The 17423-nt window shown below is 44.3% G+C and carries 21 protein-coding genes; 15 read left to right on the forward strand and 6 right to left on the reverse strand.

The annotated features are described in order from the left end of the window. Positions 1–117 precede the first annotated feature (117 nt). From AC0VX7_RS04040 to AC0VX7_RS04055, 4 genes are all read left to right on the forward strand, one after another. Positions 118–1728: a gamma-glutamyltransferase family protein gene (locus tag AC0VX7_RS04040; protein ID WP_475428072.1), complete on the forward strand. Its 1611-nt coding sequence runs from the start codon at positions 118–120 to the stop codon at positions 1726–1728. A 24-nt stretch (positions 1729–1752) separates the two neighbouring features. After that, positions 1753–2325 carry a chromate transporter gene (locus AC0VX7_RS04045; protein ID WP_475426790.1) on the forward strand — a complete coding sequence of 191 codons (573 nt, stop codon included), beginning with the start codon at positions 1753–1755 and terminating at the stop codon, positions 2323–2325. Continuing rightward, positions 2325–2852, forward strand: a complete 528-nt coding sequence (locus AC0VX7_RS04050) for a chromate transporter (protein ID WP_475426791.1) — start codon at positions 2325–2327, stop codon at positions 2850–2852. The genes AC0VX7_RS04045 and AC0VX7_RS04050 overlap by 1 nt, the downstream gene beginning before the upstream one ends. 93 nt (positions 2853–2945) lie before the next feature. Then, entirely contained in the window at positions 2946–3083 is a 138-nt protein-coding gene (locus tag AC0VX7_RS04055) for a hypothetical protein (protein ID WP_475426792.1), read from the forward strand. Positions 3084–3154: 71 nt separating this feature from the next. Here AC0VX7_RS04055 and AC0VX7_RS04060 read toward each other — a convergent pair whose 3' ends face one another. Further along, positions 3155–4009 (reverse strand): amidohydrolase family protein, encoded by an 855-nt coding sequence (locus tag AC0VX7_RS04060; protein ID WP_475426793.1) that lies wholly within the window; start codon positions 4007–4009, stop codon positions 3155–3157. A gap of 11 nt (positions 4010–4020) precedes the next feature. Further along, a complete protein-coding gene (locus AC0VX7_RS04065; RefSeq protein ID WP_475426794.1) occupies positions 4021–7062 on the reverse strand; it encodes a GNAT family N-acetyltransferase in 3042 nt (1013 codons plus the stop codon). 243 nt (positions 7063–7305) lie between these two features. Between AC0VX7_RS04065 and AC0VX7_RS04070 the strand changes: the two genes are divergently transcribed. The 4 genes from AC0VX7_RS04070 (at position 7306) to AC0VX7_RS04085 (ending at position 10976) form a co-directional block, all read left to right on the forward strand. Beyond that, positions 7306–7809 (forward strand): methylated-DNA--[protein]-cysteine S-methyltransferase, encoded by a 504-nt coding sequence (locus AC0VX7_RS04070; RefSeq protein ID WP_475426795.1) that lies wholly within the window; start codon positions 7306–7308, stop codon positions 7807–7809. A 629-nt stretch (positions 7810–8438) separates the two neighbouring features. Then, positions 8439–8939: a flavodoxin domain-containing protein gene (locus tag AC0VX7_RS04075; protein ID WP_475426796.1), complete on the forward strand. Its 501-nt coding sequence runs from the start codon at positions 8439–8441 to the stop codon at positions 8937–8939. A gap of 98 nt (positions 8940–9037) precedes the next feature. Then, the gene (locus tag AC0VX7_RS04080; protein ID WP_475426797.1) at positions 9038–9580 is read left to right on the forward strand and encodes an undecaprenyl-diphosphatase; all 543 of its coding nucleotides are present in this window, start codon (positions 9038–9040) and stop codon (positions 9578–9580) included. Between the two features lie 133 nt (positions 9581–9713). Beyond that, positions 9714–10976, forward strand: coding sequence for a hemolysin family protein (locus AC0VX7_RS04085; RefSeq protein WP_475426798.1), 1263 nt, complete (start codon positions 9714–9716; stop codon positions 10974–10976). A gap of 213 nt (positions 10977–11189) precedes the next feature. On the opposite strand, the gene AC0VX7_RS04090 is transcribed toward AC0VX7_RS04085, so the two are convergent. From AC0VX7_RS04090 to AC0VX7_RS04105, 4 genes are all read right to left on the reverse strand, one after another. Then, complete coding sequence (locus AC0VX7_RS04090; protein ID WP_475426799.1) at positions 11190–11324, reverse strand: hypothetical protein; 135 nt, start codon at positions 11322–11324, stop codon at positions 11190–11192. Between the two features lie 36 nt (positions 11325–11360). Next, positions 11361–12224 carry a permease gene (locus AC0VX7_RS04095; RefSeq protein WP_475426800.1) on the reverse strand — a complete coding sequence of 288 codons (864 nt, stop codon included), beginning with the start codon at positions 12222–12224 and terminating at the stop codon, positions 11361–11363. 26 nt (positions 12225–12250) lie between these two features. Then, positions 12251–12421 carry a hypothetical protein gene (locus tag AC0VX7_RS04100; RefSeq protein WP_475426801.1) on the reverse strand — a complete coding sequence of 57 codons (171 nt, stop codon included), beginning with the start codon at positions 12419–12421 and terminating at the stop codon, positions 12251–12253. Between the two features lie 75 nt (positions 12422–12496). Beyond that, positions 12497–12829 (reverse strand): ArsR/SmtB family transcription factor, encoded by a 333-nt coding sequence (locus tag AC0VX7_RS04105; protein WP_475428073.1) that lies wholly within the window; start codon positions 12827–12829, stop codon positions 12497–12499. 203 nt (positions 12830–13032) lie between these two features. Here AC0VX7_RS04105 and AC0VX7_RS04110 point away from each other — a divergent pair, with 203 nt between their 5' ends. The 7 genes from AC0VX7_RS04110 to AC0VX7_RS04140 all read left to right on the forward strand — a co-directional run bounded on the left by AC0VX7_RS04110 (position 13033) and on the right by AC0VX7_RS04140 (position 17410). Beyond that, positions 13033–13404: an ArsR/SmtB family transcription factor gene (locus AC0VX7_RS04110; protein WP_475426802.1), complete on the forward strand. Its 372-nt coding sequence runs from the start codon at positions 13033–13035 to the stop codon at positions 13402–13404. After that, complete coding sequence (locus AC0VX7_RS04115) at positions 13397–14398, forward strand: permease (RefSeq protein WP_475426803.1); 1002 nt, start codon at positions 13397–13399, stop codon at positions 14396–14398. Before AC0VX7_RS04110 ends, AC0VX7_RS04115 begins: the two co-directional genes overlap by 8 nt. Before the next feature lie 20 nt (positions 14399–14418). Further along, the gene (locus AC0VX7_RS04120) at positions 14419–14649 is read left to right on the forward strand and encodes a thioredoxin family protein (RefSeq protein ID WP_475426804.1); all 231 of its coding nucleotides are present in this window, start codon (positions 14419–14421) and stop codon (positions 14647–14649) included. 193 nt (positions 14650–14842) lie between these two features. Continuing rightward, the gene (locus tag AC0VX7_RS04125; protein ID WP_475428074.1) at positions 14843–15181 is read left to right on the forward strand and encodes an ArsR/SmtB family transcription factor; all 339 of its coding nucleotides are present in this window, start codon (positions 14843–14845) and stop codon (positions 15179–15181) included. A gap of 15 nt (positions 15182–15196) precedes the next feature. Further along, entirely contained in the window at positions 15197–16492 is a 1296-nt protein-coding gene (locus tag AC0VX7_RS04130) for an arsenic transporter (RefSeq protein WP_475426805.1), read from the forward strand. Positions 16493–16510: 18 nt separating this feature from the next. Further along, positions 16511–16930, forward strand: coding sequence for an arsenate reductase (thioredoxin) (gene arsC / locus AC0VX7_RS04135; RefSeq protein WP_475426806.1), 420 nt, complete (start codon positions 16511–16513; stop codon positions 16928–16930). A 51-nt stretch (positions 16931–16981) separates the two neighbouring features. Further along, on the forward strand, positions 16982–17410 hold the full coding sequence (locus AC0VX7_RS04140) for a protein-tyrosine phosphatase family protein (RefSeq protein ID WP_475426807.1): 429 nt from the start codon (positions 16982–16984) through the stop codon (positions 17408–17410). Positions 17411–17423 lie beyond the last annotated feature (13 nt).

The raw sequence follows: 17423 nt of genomic DNA on the forward strand, positions 1-17423 counted from the left end.
AAAGTAACAAAGCTTACGAAAAGAGACTTAAAAAAAAGAGAATATTTCATTTGTTAGGCTAATAAGTTAAATTGACTTACAAATGAAAGAAACCAGCGTTGAGGGGGAGATCGATTGATGAACGTAGATTATCTAAATTATCCATACCAATCACAAAGAACCGTAAGTTTTGCCAGAAATGGCATGGTTGCCACTTCTCAGCCGCTGGCAGCGCAAGCAGGACTGGATATTTTAAAAAAGGGCGGAAACGCCATTGATGCAGCGATTGCAACAGCGGCTTGTTTAACAGTTGTTGAGCCAACTTCCAACGGAATTGGCGGCGATGCGTTCGCGTTAGTCTGGGTAAAAGGGAAACTTCATGGCCTGAACGCCAGCGGTCCAGCTCCACAAAGCATATCGATTGATGCCGTTAAGGAAAAGGGGCATGAAAAAATGCCGACGTTCGGCTTGATTCCTGTAACTGTTCCTGGCGTGCCTGCAGCATGGGCTGAGCTATCAAGACGATTTGGAAAGCTGCCTTTGACAGAGGTGCTTCAGCCTGCGATTGATTATGCAGAAAAGGGATATCCTTTATCGCCTGTTCTGGGCAAATATTGGAATGTAGCCTATGAAAAGTTTAAAGAAATTTTTACAGGTGACGAATACAATGGCTGGTTTGACACATTCGCTCCTAACGGAAAGGCACCGCAAATAGGTGAGGTCTGGAAATCTGAAGGCCATGCAAGTACCTTGCGGCAGATTGCCGAAACAAACGCGGAAAGCTTTTACCGCGGGGAACTGGCAGAAAAAATTGATGAATTCTCCAAACAGCATGGCGGCTTCATTTCAAAAGAGGATTTAGCTGCATACAAGCCTGAATGGGTACAGCCAATCAAGGTCAATTACAGAGGCTATGATGTCTGGGAAATCCCGCCGAATGGCCAGGGAATTGTTGCTTTAATGGCACTTAATATGCTGAAGGGCTATGAACTGAAGGAAAAAGAGTCTGTGGATACATACCACAAGCAGATTGAAGCGATGAAGCTTGCGTTTGCTGATGCCAAGAAATACGTTACCGATCCTGACAAAATGACGGTGACATCTGAAGATCTTTTATCAGAGGAATATGCCGAAGAAAGAAGAAGCTTGATTGGTGATTCGGCGCGACTGCCTGAGCCTGGTACACCTCCAAAAGGTGGAACTGTCTATCTGGCTGCGGCGGATGGAGAAGGAAATATGATTTCATTCATCCAGAGTAATTACATGGGCTTTGGCTCAGGGATTGTCATTCCAGGAACAGGTATTGGACTCCAAAACCGCGGAGCTGATTTTTCACTGGATCCGTCCCATGATAATCGCCTTGAGCCTGGCAAAAAAACGTATCATACGATCATTCCAGGATTCTTGACAAAGGATAATGAAGCAGTCGGTCCGTTCGGAGTCATGGGCGGATATATGCAGCCGCAAGGTCATGCACAGGTCATCATGAACACAATCGACTTCAATCTGAATCCGCAGGCGGCACTTGATTCGCCGCGCTGGCAGTGGATGGAGGGCAATAAGGTCGTTGTTGAGAATACCTTCCCTGCACACATTGCCCAGGCACTAGCAAGGAAAGGGCACGATATCCAATTTGCATTGGATGGAGGCGGATTCGGCAGAGGCCAGATCATCTGGAGAGATCCTGTAACAGGAGTTCTATCCGGCGGAACAGAGTCAAGGACTGATGGGGCAATCGCAGCTTGGTAATCTCAAAAAAGGTGATGAATGAGAATGAAACAGCTTGATTTATTCCTGGCATTCTTCCGAGTCGGGATGCTGGGGTATGGCGGAGGGCCATCATCCATCCCGCTCGTCCATAAAGAAGTCGTTGCAAAATATAAATGGATGAATGACGACGAGTTCGCTGATGTTTTAGCCTTGGGTAATACCCTGCCGGGACCGATTGCTACCAAGATGGCAGGGTATATCGGGTACCGGGTTGCTGGTATTACAGGAATGGTGAATGCCGTCATGGCAACGATAATTCCTACCATATTGTTGATGATTGTGTTATTAACCTCGATTTCTTCGTTTAAAGACCTGCCATGGGTTGCTGGGATGACAAAGGCTGTAGTTCCGGTCGTTGGTGTCATGCTGGCGACATTGACATGGGACTTTTTCAAGAAGTCGAATGAAACGCTGGGAAAGGTCAACGCAGGCTTAATGATTGTTGGCGGCCTCATCCTGATGGAAGTTCTTAATGTTCATCCTGCCATCCTGATTCTTGGATTGTTAATTTTGGCGATGGCTAAAAAGGATAAGGCTCCTGAGACGGAGTTAAAGAATGAGAGAGGGGTGGGCTGATGATTTATTGGCATATTTTCCTCGCTTTTTTCATCCCGGGAATCCTTGGTTACGGAGGAGGTCCTGCCTCCATTCCTCTAGTGGAAAATGAAGTAGTCGACCGTTATGGCTGGATGACTGTACCAGAATTCAGCGAAGTGCTGGCGATTGGAAATGCACTGCCGGGACCAATCGCGACAAAAATGGCAGGATACATTGGTTATGAACAGGGTGGAATACTAGGTGCTGCTGTAGGCATTTTCGCCACCGTTGCACCTTCATTGATACTAATGATTTTCCTCCTTGGATTATTGTATCGTTATAAAGATTCTCCTAAGGTTAAAAGGATGACGAATTATATCAGGCCGATCATTGCGGTATTGCTAGGTGTCATGACTTTCAACTTTTTCTTTAGTGCCTATGCTGATACCGGCATCATGCAAACAATATTGTTAATTGTTGCCAGCTACTTGCTGCTTGAAAAATGGAAGGTACATCCTGCATATGTCATCACAGCATCGTTAGCCTATGGCGGTTTATTTTTATAACTGTAAAAGCTCATCCAACAAAGGGTGGGCTTTCTTTTGGTGAAAATTTCTTGACTGTAAGTTTAAGAGTTTAAAATCCATGTCGTTGAAAACATGGACCATGGATTGAAGGAGCAGCTTACATCAATTGTCCCATCCAACTATAAAAAGGATTATCTTAAAACAGTTGGCAAGCCAGTCCATCCAGAAGCAGTCAAGCATCTGACTTCCTGGCTGCAAAGGTATCTTTAAAGAGTAAAAGTCCCATTATCATAGTGATAATGGGACTTCTTCACATTCTAATAATGAAACCTCTTCGTGTATTACTCCAAAAACGGCTTGATCTTCGGAAACACCTTAAGGGCAGTATTGTAAAATACATCCTCATGGTGTTCGGGCGGAATCAGGTCTTTGATGAACTCGATATACGGACCGATTGGAATCAACGGCCAGTCTGTGCCGAACAGCAGCTTATCATACGAGTCGGCAAACTCAAGCGCATGACGCAGATGGTCAAGGAACCGTCCCTGGCTGCGTTTATCCAGCTCTTCTTTCGTGCCAACGATCAACCCTGACAGGTCAGCAAACACATTCGGGTTTTTATAGATGATTTCCGCTCCGGTCAGTGTCCACGGATCCCCAAAGTGGGCCATCATGAAATTCACATCGCGGTGGTTGACCGCGACCTCGTCAATCGCCATTGGATGGGAATATTTCAAATAGCCGCGTTCCGAATAGGTGTCGCCGGTATGGAACACAACCGGGAGCTGATATTTCGCCGCCAACTTGTAGACCGGTTCGTACACTTCGTCATACGCATAAAAAGGATAGTAGCCAAGATAGATTTTAATTCCGACCGTCTTCGGATTTTGCAGTTCTTTTTCAAGACGGGCAAGGGCTGCCTCATCCAGGTCATAAGGATTGACCCCGGCGCAGCAAAAAATGTTGGCCGGGAGTTCGGCTTCCATATCGAGCCCCATCGGCGTCCGAGCTTCATAATCTGGGAAGCCCATCTTATCGGTTTCCGTCAGGCCCATGCCGATTCCGAGCACCACATTAGCTTCCTCGAACTCTTTCAGGATGCCAGCTGTGGAGTAGTCGACGAATGACAGCTTCTCGGCCGTTTCATAAAAGGATTTAATGTTTGATAAATGTATATGGGCATCGATGATTTTCATGTTTTCTCCTTTTAAAATTGGACTCTTCTCAATTTTTTCAGCAAGTCGCCGGTCAGTCTGCGTTCATCAAACAGCAGGAACAGGGGAGCACTTTTTTCAAAGTCGCCTTTGTGCCTTGAGACAAGCTGCAAAACTTCTTTATTTGTATACGCATCAGTTGGAGAGGCATCGTTGTTCGGGATCATGTAAAACTTTTCATCACAGCTGTTGGAGGTGAAATGCGAGTCGCCATCCAGCAGCAAACCAATTTCCTCACTGCCTGCATGATAAACATTTGCCAGCTGGGTGTCACTGACGGAAACCTGTACATCAGTCAGCTGGTCTCCGCCAATGAACATGTCTGTAATCCAAATTTCATCAGCAAGGTTTTTCCCGCCAGCGTCCTTCACTTCTGCAAAAGAAGCGACAACAGGTATACCTGGGAGCATCAAATAATATTGCGCATACTGGACATCTTTCCACTGCTTATGCTCTTTGAACTCAGTGGTGATCGCGAGACCGGTCCATTTGTTGCCTTCACTGTCCGTCAATTCGACCACTTCAGCATGGCTATTTTCTTTTAACAACGAGAAGGTATTGATTCCGTTCGGTACGGTCTTCATTCCGCCGGCCCATGGATTCCACCAGCTTTTCGCCGTCAGCTCTGGGTAGGAGTTGGCGAGCCATTCGTGGCCATTCACGTTCACTGAATAGATACCAGGATAGAAATCTGGGTCTGCCTTCAGCGTAATGACGCCATTATCGACGATGAAGGTGCCATCTTCCGTTCTGGCATTCACACATCCTGAAGGAGAGATTAGCATTTCTCTGAATCTAGCTTCCGTTCCATTGCCCGCGTAAGTGGCTTCAAGAATGGACACAGGCTGTAGAGCTCCTGTTGGCACTATCATAGAATGAGAGGTTTTCTCCATATCAGCGGTAACCGTATGAATCTCATCTCCAATTGTTATTGTTCCATCAAGATAGCTGTTTCGATGCATTTTTAAAGTGAAAGCTAGCTCAGTATCAGGCTTGGTCACGAGATGATCAGCTTTGAAGCATAAATCACTTGCTGTTTCAGGCCTCTTTCGGACTTGAACTTGCTCTGCATAGGCGATGAACTCCTCAACATTCTCGAAAGCGCCAAGTGACAGGGTAATGGTCCCTGACACAGCTTTCTCACCTGGCTCCAGCTTTCCGAATTGGTCCTCGATGATAAACTGCCAGCTTTCAGGACCGGCATCGCTGCTTTCAGACCAGGCCAAACCGATTGGTCCTGATTGTCCTTGTGTAAAATACCAGTTTCCGCTGATTCTCTCTGTCTCCAGCTCGCCGATTTCCATGATCCGGTTTTCGGTAAAATGCACAACCTCGCCGTCGAGTGGGAAGTAGACCTGCTCCATCTCGTGATAGATTGGCTGGCTGAAAGCCACATTGGGATGGATGCTGTCACCTTTATTTTCCACCTCAGCCCAAGTGTGTATGATGCCATCACCGAATAGACGGTATGTCTGAGTTAAGTGCAGTCCTTCCATCTCTGCAGATTCCAGGCAGATCTTCAGATCAATCGAGGAATCATTGATCTCCCACGTGACCGAGGAAGGCTTTTTCTTAGTGAACTCAAGTGAATATGGTTTTCCGAGCTTCGGTGTCATGAAAGCAAAAGGCTGATTCTTTTTGTTGTTTCTGGCGGCAGACGTCAGCAGGTCCCGTTTGCGGACATTAATCTGTCCGAGGCCGTTGAAAATATGCCAGAAATCCTTCGATTCACCGCCGAACTTTTCGCCAAGACCTTTAAAAGCAACCGATATTTCCTGCTCGAATCTTAGCTTTTGTCCATCCGCTTTGGTTGCTGTAATCGTCAGCTCAGGCTTATAAAATCCATGCTGTTTTACCGTTAAAGGAACAGACAGCGTCTTCCGCCCGCGTGCAGGAATTTCCACGGTGAACGTTCGCTGGGCTAACACGACCTGCTCATCTTCAGGAAAGTCTAATTCAAAAATAGCGTTCTCGTTCAAGTTATTGCTTATTTCAACATTAATAGATGTTTCTTTTTCCAGGAAAGATAGATTGCCAGAGTAGCTGGCCTCTATTTTTGCCGGATTGATTGGGAAGATCCCCAGCTTTAATTCGCATTCCAGCCCGTTGATCCACACTGTCGCCTTAATGCTTGGATGCGTCCGCCAGTTGCTCGGTTCTTCTCCTTTTTCCACAGAGAATGTGGCGGATATAGTAGACTCATCATCTACCAGTCCTTCCGCATCGAAATCATACTTAATGCGTCCGTTCTCCGTCCCATTTGTCTTAAAGGAGAGGGGAGCTTCGCCCTTGTTCACGACCTTGATCTCGAATTCCCGTTCTTCCTCCTGGATGACTTCATGGTCTGCCAATTTCATTTGCAGGATGAAATCATCTGTTTCAATCAAGCTGATGCCGCGGCTTGTTCGCTCGAATTGTACTCTCGCTGACGTGCCTGCGTTCTGCCAGCTATATTCATAGAAAGTGAAGCCATTTTGCTTGGTTCCGTCCGGCTTTACTTCTATTAATCTTGTGCTGTCTCCATACCAATCCAATTTTTCAAAGACCGGTTTTAAAAGCGGCGTGTTCAGGACCTGCGGAATGAAATTCATCAGGTGAGTTGAGTCATCCCTGTCCTCCCAGAAAAAGCCGCATTTCTTATAAAGCGGAACGGCCTTCGTGTTCCCGGCCCAGGTGTAAAGGTCAAGCCGAGGCCAGCCAAGCTCCACCGTTTTTTCGAGCGCCTCAAGCAGGAGCTTCTTGCCGATCTTGTGCCCCTGGTAATCGGTCCTGACATTAAGCAGCGGGATATACAAGGATCCCGTATCCTCCTTGTACTCAGACAGTCCGCAGTATCCGACGACTTCCTCTCCGTCCAGTGCCAGATAAAGCTCGATGTTGTCAGAGTTCGCTTCCTTCTTTTTCACCTGCTCCTCAGTCATGACGCGCGTATCTCCACCCCAGCCGTCACGACTCAGGTTCCACATCTTAGCGACTCCAGCCGCCAATCCTTCATGATATTTCTCGATTTGAATAACCTTGTTCAATTGTGCCACGTCCATTCTCCTCCCTAACTATGGGCCATCTTCCTTTTTCGTTAAAATAAGCTTCTTTTTTGAATTGTCCATGATCCTTAACCTCCTTTGATTTGATGGGAGTTTTTTGCACTCCATATTCATCGTAAAGGGAAATTTTACTAGTGTAAAGAAAATTTAGAATTTAATGTTTTTTCTTATTGGAACGGTGGCTTTCTTTTTTAGTTATAATGAGGAAAAGACTGTAAGAAGGAGTGATGAAGTGTGGAGCAAAAAATCTATTGGGACATCTTAAGTTTTAATCGTAATGAAATTTATATTTCGGCAACAGACAAAGGCTTATGCTATGTCGGGTCACCAGAGGAAGACTATGAACACATGGTTAAACGGTTTCCCGCCGCTGTTTTTGAAAAGAATCTGGAAGCTTTAATAGCATATAAAGAAGAATTAACTGAGTATCTCGAAGGGAAGCTAGTCGAGTTCTCTTTGCCGATCGATGTAAAAGGGACGCCATTCCAGGAAGCAATCTGGGGTGCACTGAGGGAAATCCCTTATGGGGAGACCTGTACATATTCAGATATAGCGGGAAAAATCGGCAAGCCTGCGGCTGTAAGAGCAGTTGGAACAGCCATTGGGGCTAATCCAGTCTTGATCACCGTACCCTGTCATCGCGTCATCGGAAAAAATGGAGCAATCACCGGTTATAGAGGCGGGATTGCAATGAAACAGCAGTTGTTGGAATTGGAGAAAACGTATTGTAGAAGTTAATGTGCCGATAAGGACGGATCAGCGAAGATTATCGTCACATAAAAGAGGTTAATGTGCCGATAAGGATGGTTCAGCGAAGATTATCGTCACATAAAAGAGGTTAATGTGCCGATAAGGATGGTTCAACGAAGATTATCGTCACATAAAAGAGGTTAATGTGCCGATAAGGATGGTTCAGCGAAGATTATCGTCACATAAAAGAGGTTAATGTGCCGATAAGGATGGTTCAGCGAAGATTATCGTCACATAAAAGAGGTTAATGTGCCGATAAGGATGGTTCAGCGAAGATTATCGTCACATAAAAGAGAATAATGTGCCGATAAGGATGGTTCAGCGAAGATTATCGTCACATAAAAGAGGTTAATGTGCCGATAAGGATGGTTCAGCGAAGATTATCGTCACATAAAAGAGGTTAATGTGCGGATAAAGAGGGTTCAACGAAATTTATCGTCACATTAAAGAGGTTAATGTATCGATATAGAGGATTCAAAGTAGTTTTCATTTATTATCGAATTGTAAGAATATTGCCATACATCTTTCACACTTTTTCTTTTGCTAAAAGCTATAATGAACCCAAATGGACTATTGCACGGTGGCCAGGATACCAGAGAGCTGATGGGGGCGATCTAATGAAGAGTTTGATTGTTTACTGCTCAACGCATGGTACGACAGCGAAAGCGGCACATCTTTTACGAAAGCAGATTGAAGGGGAAGTCATTGCCATCAATCTGGATAAGACGAAGCTTCATTCAGATTTGGAGCTGTTTGATTCGGTGATGATCGGCGGATCGATCCATGCCGGCAGCATCCAGGGGAAAATCAAGAAATTTATGAAAGAGCATGAGGACGTGCTGCAAAGAAAGAATCTCGGCTTGTTTCTCTGCTGTATGAGGGAAGGGCAGGAAGCACACACTCAGTTTGAAAGTGCATTCCCGCCCAACCTGAGGGAAGCTGCAATCGCGAAAGGGTTGTTCGGGGGCGAATTTATTTTTTCAAAGATGAATTTCTTCGAAAAGATCATTGCAAAAAGCGTAAGCGGATCGACGGAGGAAATTTCGCATCTCGACCTTGAATCGATCAACGAATTCGCGGCAACTTTTAATAGAAACAATAAATATTTACCTGTCTAAAAATCGGAGGCTGCTTTGGCCTTCGATTTTTTATTTTGAGGGGCGGAAAATATTATATAATCTAATTAATTTGTGAAGGGGAGAGTGTTTTAAAAGATATGAATATTGAGCTTTTCAGGATTATCAATGACGCAGGAAAGGAATTCGAGGTTTTAAATCCGGCCATGGTCTTTATTGCTAACAATGCGATTTACCTTTTAGCGGCGGCCGTCCTTGTGTACTTGTTCAGCCGTAAGCCTGGGAACCGGTTGATGGTGGTAAGCGGTCTGGCGGCGCTTTTGTTGGCAGAGGTGGCCGGGAAGATTGCCGGCATGTTCTATTCAAATCACCAGCCATTTGCGACGCTTGCGGATGTCAATCAGTTGATAGACATGGAAGTGAACAACTCGTTTCCAAGCGATCATACCATTATATTTTTCACGATGGCGGTTACGTTCTGGCTGTATAAAAGGCAGCATACATATTTATGGGTTCTGCTCGCAGTGATGGTTGGTTTTTCACGGATATGGGCTGGGGTCCATTATCCGGCAGACATCGCTGTTGGGGCAATGCTTGGGTCAGCTTTTGCTTATCTTGGCTATGTAATGATTCCCAAAGTGAAGTTTGTGAACAAGAATAATTTGGCAGGCAAGGAAATGTAAAAAAATCACTGATTATGAAACCTAATCGCCGGGTAAACCGTACATACATAAGAATGAGCAAGAGTATTTGATTTATGCCCGTAGAAACAGTAAAATATATTCTGACAAATTTTTTTTCGGAGAGTGAATTTTTTTGGAAGTTCCCATAGGTTTAGTCATTTTATTAGGTGTTTTAATTCTTTTATCTGCCTTCTTTTCATCGGCAGAAACCGCTTTTTCCAGCGTCAATAGAATCAGGCTGCGGAATTATGTGTCCGAAGGCCGAGCTGGAAGCAAGAATGCTTTGCATATTTCCGAGAACTTCGATGATGCGTTATCTACGATTCTAGTAGGAAACAATATCGTCAATATCGCTGCGGCGAGTATCTCGTCAAAAGTAGCGGTCGACCTGTTCGGTGCTAGCACCGGTCTGATCGTAAGTACATTTGGCATGACGATTCTCATCCTAATCTTCGGTGAGATTTTACCAAAGTCTATGGCCAAGGAAAATGCAGAGGAGTATTCGTTAAAAATTTCTGCCATTCTGTTGCTGCTGATTAAAATCCTGACCCCCGTCAACTTCGTATTCAGTAAGTTGAAGGCATCCGTGTCGAGGATGTTCTCAAAGGGAGAAAATCAGCCGTCTGTCACCGAAGAAGAAATCAAGGTGATGGTGGACATCAGTGAAGAAGAGGGAGTCATTAATAATGAGGAAAGGGAGCTTGTGCACCGTTCCCTGGAATTTAACGATGTTCTTGTCGGTGAAGTCTTAACGCATCGAATGGATATGATTACAATCGAAGTAAACCAGCCGCTCGAGGAAATCAAGCAGATTTTCCTTGAGGAACGTTTTTCACGGATCCCGGTTTATGAAGATAATATAGATAGTATCATCGGATTCTTGTCCGAACGTGAATTTTTTGCCGAATTGATCCAGAACAAAGAGGTCAATGTCCGTGAGATGCTGCGCCAGCCAATGTTCGTCGTGAAGTCAATGAAAATCGCAACCTTGCTGCCTGAGCTGCAAAGGACGAAGAGCCATATGGCCATCGTCGTCGATGAATTCGGTGGAACGAGCGGCTTGATTACACTTGAAGACATCCTTGAAGAGCTAGTCGGCGAGATTTGGGATGAGCATGATGAAAAGGTCAACATCATGACGAAGATCGATGAGAGCACGTACGAGTTTGATGCGGCCTACGATCTAGATGATTTTGCCGAATTGTTCAATGTACCGATGCCAGAAACATCGTACCATAACCTTGGCGGCTGGATTTTCGAAACATTGGAGAGTATCCCAGTAAACGGTGATACATTTGTTTATGAAACTCTAAGAATCATCGTCAAGGAAGTAGAAAACCATCGTATTCGTAAAATTAAAGTAGAAATCATGCCCGTTTTAGAGGTTGAGGAATAAAAAAGCAGGTGGAGATCAGACATTTAGATTTAGATGTCTGGCTCCACCTTTTTGTTATTTTTGATGCGATAGTGGTGTGCTGATTATTCTCTTAATAAGAAGCGATAATCCTACGAAGTCACCACTATTGCACGATCAAGTGAGGAATTCGCGTGTAAACTTATGCACGGAAACATACCCGAATTGCGGCGTCTTCCTTTTATTGTAAAAATATTAGCAGCAAGAAGTATCGCCTCCGCAGCAAGCTGCTTCGTTTTTCTCTTCTGTTTCATGGACTTCCTTGATTTCAACACTGCAGCAATCAGACTTTGAGTTGTTGCCCATAAGGATTTTGATAAAGTTAGCCATTGATTTCACCTCCTTTCATCAAGAAAATTTGATTTATTAAACAAAGTAGAACACAAACCCAGAGACAGTGGACATCGTGATAACAGAAGCGATGAAGGCAATCACAAGCTGCTTTTTAAAGATTGATTTTAACAGGATGACTTCAGGAAGGCTGGCGCCGGCTGAACTGATCATCATCGCCATCACGGGACCAAGGGCCATGCCTTTTAAAATCAGCATTTGCGAAATCGGAATCATGCTGGAAAGCCGGATATATAATGGAATCCCTGCAATTGCTGCGACTGGGATCAGCCACCATGCATCGTGCCCGAACCACTTCGTGATGATTTCAGTTGGAACAAGTCCGTGGATGACCGCACCGATCGCTGCACCTATCAGCAAGTAAGGATAGACACTTTTCATCAGCGACCAGGTTTCGTCTAAAGCAAATCTCCAATTGAACTTTTGGTTCTTTTCTTCATAGCCAGACATGATGACATTTTTGACGTACCTCTGGAACCCCAATTTATCGAGTGTAAAACCGATGACAATCGAGAAAACACTTGTGATGATTGTGTAAATGATTGTTACTTTCCAGCCCATCACGACGCCCATGATTGTTAAAATCGTTGGGTCCAATACTGGAGAAGCGAAGAGGAAAACCATAACGATTGAAAACGGAATTTTCTTTTTCAGCATATTGACGACTACTGGTATCGTGGAACATGAGCAAAAGGGTGTGATAAACGCGAACAGGATGGCGGCAAAGCTGGCAAGCACTTTATTGCGCCCTGTCAGTTTCTTTTCGATTTTTTCATAAGGAATATAACCCTGTAGCAGGCTGATCAAGAAGGAAATCCCGATAAAAAGCACCGTTAATTCAAGGGCGATCCATAAAAAGCTTCTTAGAAATTCAATCATTATCCTCTACCTTCTTCCTCCATTATTTAAGCGTTAGCTGGAACTGTGCAGCATTTTGGCTGCTGTTTTTGAGTGCGAGCTGGCCAAGGGAATCGCTTCGTTTCAGGCTGTTCAAAGAACTTCCAAGCGTGTCTAGCTTTCCTTTCAACTTCCTGCTGTTTTAACTGTGCAATTGTTTGATAATCTTGATAAAACATGTATATCCTCTCCTTAATCAAAATATGTTGATTTATTTATCAAAAAAAAATTGATTAATACGTTGAAAAGTTAACCTAACAACAGTTGCTAGGTCTAAAAAGGCAGCAAAGCTCTGGAGACAAGAGATGATTAATTTCTTTGGTGTTTACTGTGTAGTAGCTCCAGGTTCCCTTTGTTTCTTTCTGGATCAAATCGGCATCAAGCAAAATCTTCAAATGATATGACAATTTTGATTGAGGCATGTCAATCAGTTCACTTAGATCGCAAACGCAGCTGGAGTCTTGCTGGCATAGAAGATTGAGGATGTGCAGGCGTTTTTGGTCGGCAAGGGCTTTGAATTTCTTCTCGTATTTTTCAAAGGTGCTTTGAAGCGGCGGTTCCTTAGTGGCTTTGGAGTCATTGGTCAGGTCTGTTAAAGGAATGAATTTTTCCACTGTCAGCTCTCCTTAATCAAAATCTCTTGATATATTGTATTATATTTCCTGTAAAACCATTTTGCAACTGTTAAATCAAAAATTTTTGATTTTTTTTTATTAATCACTAATAAGACAAATATTAAGACTACAAAACTAGAAAAATAGTTGTATACTTTTAGTGGGAGGTGCTTTAAATGAGTTGTCGAACTGGATGGGAAATTAAATCGTCTAACACCATGCAAGGAATCATTGCCGGAGCCAAGGAACAATTTCCACTTATGAATGATGCAGAAGAGCTTGAAAGCACGGCAGCCTTTTTTAAAGCGCTTGGAGATGAGACACGACTTAAAATCTTGACCCTGTTATGGTTCGAGGATCTATGCATGTGCGAGATCGTTGATGGCCTATCTGGAGCGTCATCAACAATCAGCCACCACTTAAAAATCATGGAAAAAGGTAAGCTCATCAAATCCAGAAGAGAAGGAAAGTTCACTGTCTATAGTCTGGATAAAGAAAAGCTGGCACCTCTGACACCGTATATAAAAGAAGGCGATTTACATGTTTAATCAACTGGCCACTTGGCTTGTCGTTGATGTCTTGAATATGGAGCTATCCTCAAGACTTGGCGGTGCACTCCACTTTTTCATTTACGACACGACGAAAATCTTATTTTTGCTTGCAGTGATGATTTTCGCGATTTCATTCATAAGAAGCTTTTTTCCACCTGAAAAAGTAAAGGAATGGCTTGAAGGCAGAAGGAAGGGTGTTGCCAGTGTAATGGCATCAGTACTGGGTGTCCTTTCGCCGTTCTGCTCCTGTTCGACGGTGCCTTTATTTATTGGCTTTGTTGAAGCAGGAATCCCATTAGGTATCACATTTACATTCTTGATTTCATCTCCGATTGTAAATGAAATCTCTCTGGTCATGCTGTTTTCCATTTTCGGCTGGAAAGTAGCCTTGATTTATGTCCTTGCCGGAATGACTCTGGCAATTGTCGCTGGTGCCATCATTGGCAAGCTGAAGATGGAAAAGCATGTGGAGTCATATGTATATGAAATCGCCGCTGGCCAGGAACGCATTCACATGCCAGAGGGAGACACCAAAACGTTTGCTGAAAAAATCAAAGCAGTGTTCTCTTGGGAGGAACTTAAGGAAAGAACCACTTTTGCTGTCCGCAATGTTGTGGAGACAGTGCAGAAGATTTGGCTGTATCTCTTGATCGGGATTGGTATCGGAGCTTTCATCCATGGATATGCCCCGCAGGACCTGCTAGTAAAATATGCGGGAGAAGGCAATTTCTTCGCGGTGCCGATTGCAACGATTTTAGGCGTGCCGCTTTACTCTAATGCTGTCGGTTCCCTGCCTATTGTCGAAGCATTATTAAACAAAGGTGTAGGAGCAGGTACTGCGCTGGCCTTCATGATGGCCATCACTGCGTTGTCCCTGCCGGAAATGATTTTGCTGAGGAAGGTAATCAAGCCAAAGTTGATTGCTGTATTTGTCGGCGTTGTAGCGTCAGGAATCATTATTATTGGCTATGTTTTTAACGCAATTCTATAATTTTTGAGGAGGAAATGAAGATGAACATTAAAGTTTTAGGTACAGGCTGTAAAAAATGCAAGGAGCTTGAAAAGAACACCCGTATGGCAGTAGAGGAACTACAGCTTAATGCAACGGTGGAAAAAGTTGAAGACATCAAGGAAATCATGAAATACAAAGTTATGAGCACGCCAGCGTTAGTCATCGATGAAAAAGTGGTATCCACAGGCAAACTGCTTACTGTCAATGAATTGAAAGGTATGCTGGCTTAATTTTAAATAATCATGAACGCCAGGGGTGATACCCAGGCGTTTTTTCATATGTAAATAATATCGGAACATTGGCTTAAAATAAGGAGAGTCTGCCTTTACAAAACCTTAAGATTTTTCACATATGATCACTCTTGAACATATAAGCAAATTATTATATGATGATACAGTAATTGGAGGTGGAGAGTAATTGATTATGCAAAGTATTGAAATGGATCAGGCTGCTGGAATTTTTAAGCTGCTTGGTGACAAGACGCGTTTGACGATGATGAGAATTCTCGCTGATCATGATTGCTGTGTCTGTGAGTTTGTAGCAATATTTGATGCCAGCCAGCCGGCGATCAGCCAGCATATCCGCAAGCTGAAGGACGCAGGTTTGGTAAAAGAGAGCAGGAGAGGGCAGTGGATTTTTTACTCGCTGAACCGACAATATGAGCATTTCGATTTTGTGCAATTGCTCATGGATGCACTTCCAAGCCAGGAAGAAAAATTAACAGAACTTGAAAAGCAGGGAAAACGGATTTCCTGTGATTAACGGAGGTGTGTGGATTTGTCTTTACCGATTATTGCTTCATTGATTTTCCTCGTGACGCTGACATTGGTCATCTGGCAGCCGAAGGGTCTGGGGATTGGCTGGTCAGCAGTGGGCGGAGCGATTTTAGCATTGATTTTTGGAGTTGTTGATTTCCAGGACGTCATCGATGTGACCGGAATCGTCTGGAACGCAACACTCGCATTTATCGCAATTATTATCATTTCACTTATTTTAGATGAGATTGGATTTTTCGAATGGTCCGCATTACATATGGCTCGGGCCGCAAAGGGTAACGGCGTTAAGATGTTCGTCTATGTCACCCTGCTTGGCGCGGCTGTTGCTGCATTGTTTGCGAACGACGGGGCCGCACTGATTTTAACGCCAATCGTTCTGGCGATGGTTCGTAACCTGAAATTTGAAGAAAAAATGGTGTTTCCATTTATCATCGCGAGTGGATTCATTGCCGATACGACGTCATTGCCGCTGGTTGTCAGCAACCTGGTGAATATCGTATCTGCTGACTTCTTTGATATTGGATTCGTCGAATATGCATCCCGTATGATTGTGCCGAACTTCTTCTCATTAGGTGCAAGTATTTTAGTCTTGTATTTATTTTTCCGAAAGAGCATTCCGAAAAATTACGAGATGTCACATTTGAAAAAGCCGGTTGAAGCGATCAAGGATGCGAAGATGTTCCGCTTATCTTGGATTGTGTTGGGAATCCTGCTTGTTGGCTACTTTACAAGCGAGTTCCTGAACATCCCGGTATCGTTCATAGCTGGTATCGTTGCGATATTCTTCTTGATGATGGCCAGGAGGAGTCCAGCTGTCCATACCGCAACCGTTGTAAAAGGCGCACCATGGGCAATTGTGTTCTTCTCGATTGGTATGTATGTCGTCGTTTATGGCTTGCGTAACGCGGGCTTGACGGATATCCTCGCCGATGTCATCCAGGCTGCAGCTGACCAGGGGTTATTTGTCGCAACGGTCGGCATGGGCTTCATCGCCGCGATTCTTTCTTCTGTCATGAACAATATGCCAACCGTCATGATTGATGCGTTGGCGATTGCGGATACTAATACAACAGGAGTGGTCCGTGAAGCACTGATTTATGCGAATGTCATCGGATCCGACCTCGGACCGAAAATCACGCCGATCGGTTCATTGGCAACATTGCTGTGGCTGCACGTCCTTTCACAGAAAGGCGTCAAGATTTCATGGGGCACTTATTTTAAAACAGGGATCATCTTAACCATTCCTACTCTTTTCATCACTTTGGTAGGTCTATATATTTGGTTGCTAATTATCTAATAAGGGAGCGAATCTACTATGGCTAAAAAAACAATCTACTTCTTATGTACTGGAAACTCTTGCAGAAGCCAAATGGCTGAAGGGTGGGCAAAAAAATATCTTGGTGACGAGTGGGATGTGAAGAGTGCGGGGCTTGAAGCGCACGGCTTGAACCCGAATGCTGTAAAGGCAATGAAGGAAGTGGACATCGATATCACTGGCCACACATCTGATGTCATCGATCCAGAAATCCTGAACAATTCGGAATTGGTCGTTACACTTTGCGGTCATGCTGATGAGCACTGCCCAGTAACACCGCCGCACGTACGACGTGAACACTGGGGCTTTGACGATCCGGCGAAAGCGGAAGGAACAGAAGAAGAAAAGTGGGCCGTGTTCCAGCGCGTCCGTGACCAAATCAGCGACAGAATCAAAACATTTGCTGAGACAGGAAAATAATTCGAAGCCAAGGGGAAACTCTTGGCCTTTTTTAAAAGGAGGAATAGTACAATGACCAAGAACTACCAGGCTTTAATACCAGGCCGGATTTTTATCGGCGGAGAAGACGCGATACCTGAACTGCTTGAGAATGAAAAAATCGATATGGTTTATGATTTACGTGCGGAAAATAAGGATGGCGAATATGAGTATCCACGCACACACCTGCCAATGTATGATGATGACTCCCAGCAGGATGAGTCCGTTCAGCAGGCGCTTGAGGAAGTGGAGCGAGCTTACGATGCAGGAAAAAACATCTACTTCCACTGTTCAACAGGAAGAACGAGAACAGGCACTCTTGCCGCAGGTACTTTGCTGAAACTAGGCAAAGCTAATAGTGTTGATGAAGCGAAGGCAAAAGCAAGAGAAGTTCGTGAAGTACTGAATCTCGACTCCAAATTGATCACATCCCTTGAGCGGATTTTTCCTGAGAAAAAATGAAGATAACTGACAA

Source organism: Mesobacillus sp. QJM3NY_10 (genome assembly GCF_056173465.1).

Coding starts and splice junctions, on each gene's coding strand:
- AC0VX7_RS04055 (WP_475426792.1), top strand. CDS start 2,946: ATGGACCATGGATTGAAGGAGCAGCTTACATCAATTGTCCCATCCAAC.
- AC0VX7_RS04120 (WP_475426804.1), top strand. CDS start 14,419: ATGAACATTAAAGTTTTAGGTACAGGCTGTAAAAAATGCAAGGAGCTT.
- AC0VX7_RS04140 (WP_475426807.1), top strand. CDS start 16,982: ATGACCAAGAACTACCAGGCTTTAATACCAGGCCGGATTTTTATCGGC.
- AC0VX7_RS04080 (WP_475426797.1), top strand. CDS start 9,038: ATGAATATTGAGCTTTTCAGGATTATCAATGACGCAGGAAAGGAATTC.
- AC0VX7_RS04110 (WP_475426802.1), top strand. CDS start 13,033: ATGAGTTGTCGAACTGGATGGGAAATTAAATCGTCTAACACCATGCAA.
- AC0VX7_RS04125 (WP_475428074.1), top strand. CDS start 14,843: ATGCAAAGTATTGAAATGGATCAGGCTGCTGGAATTTTTAAGCTGCTT.
- AC0VX7_RS04095 (WP_475426800.1), bottom strand. CDS start 12,224: ATGATTGAATTTCTAAGAAGCTTTTTATGGATCGCCCTTGAATTAACG.
- AC0VX7_RS04040 (WP_475428072.1), top strand. CDS start 118: ATGAACGTAGATTATCTAAATTATCCATACCAATCACAAAGAACCGTA.
- AC0VX7_RS04075 (WP_475426796.1), top strand. CDS start 8,439: ATGAAGAGTTTGATTGTTTACTGCTCAACGCATGGTACGACAGCGAAA.
- AC0VX7_RS04090 (WP_475426799.1), bottom strand. CDS start 11,324: ATGGCTAACTTTATCAAAATCCTTATGGGCAACAACTCAAAGTCTGAT.
- AC0VX7_RS04060 (WP_475426793.1), bottom strand. CDS start 4,009: ATGAAAATCATCGATGCCCATATACATTTATCAAACATTAAATCCTTT.
- AC0VX7_RS04115 (WP_475426803.1), top strand. CDS start 13,397: ATGTTTAATCAACTGGCCACTTGGCTTGTCGTTGATGTCTTGAATATG.
- AC0VX7_RS04045 (WP_475426790.1), top strand. CDS start 1,753: ATGAAACAGCTTGATTTATTCCTGGCATTCTTCCGAGTCGGGATGCTG.
- AC0VX7_RS04050 (WP_475426791.1), top strand. CDS start 2,325: ATGATTTATTGGCATATTTTCCTCGCTTTTTTCATCCCGGGAATCCTT.
- arsC (WP_475426806.1), top strand. CDS start 16,511: ATGGCTAAAAAAACAATCTACTTCTTATGTACTGGAAACTCTTGCAGA.
- AC0VX7_RS04100 (WP_475426801.1), bottom strand. CDS start 12,421: ATGTTTTATCAAGATTATCAAACAATTGCACAGTTAAAACAGCAGGAA.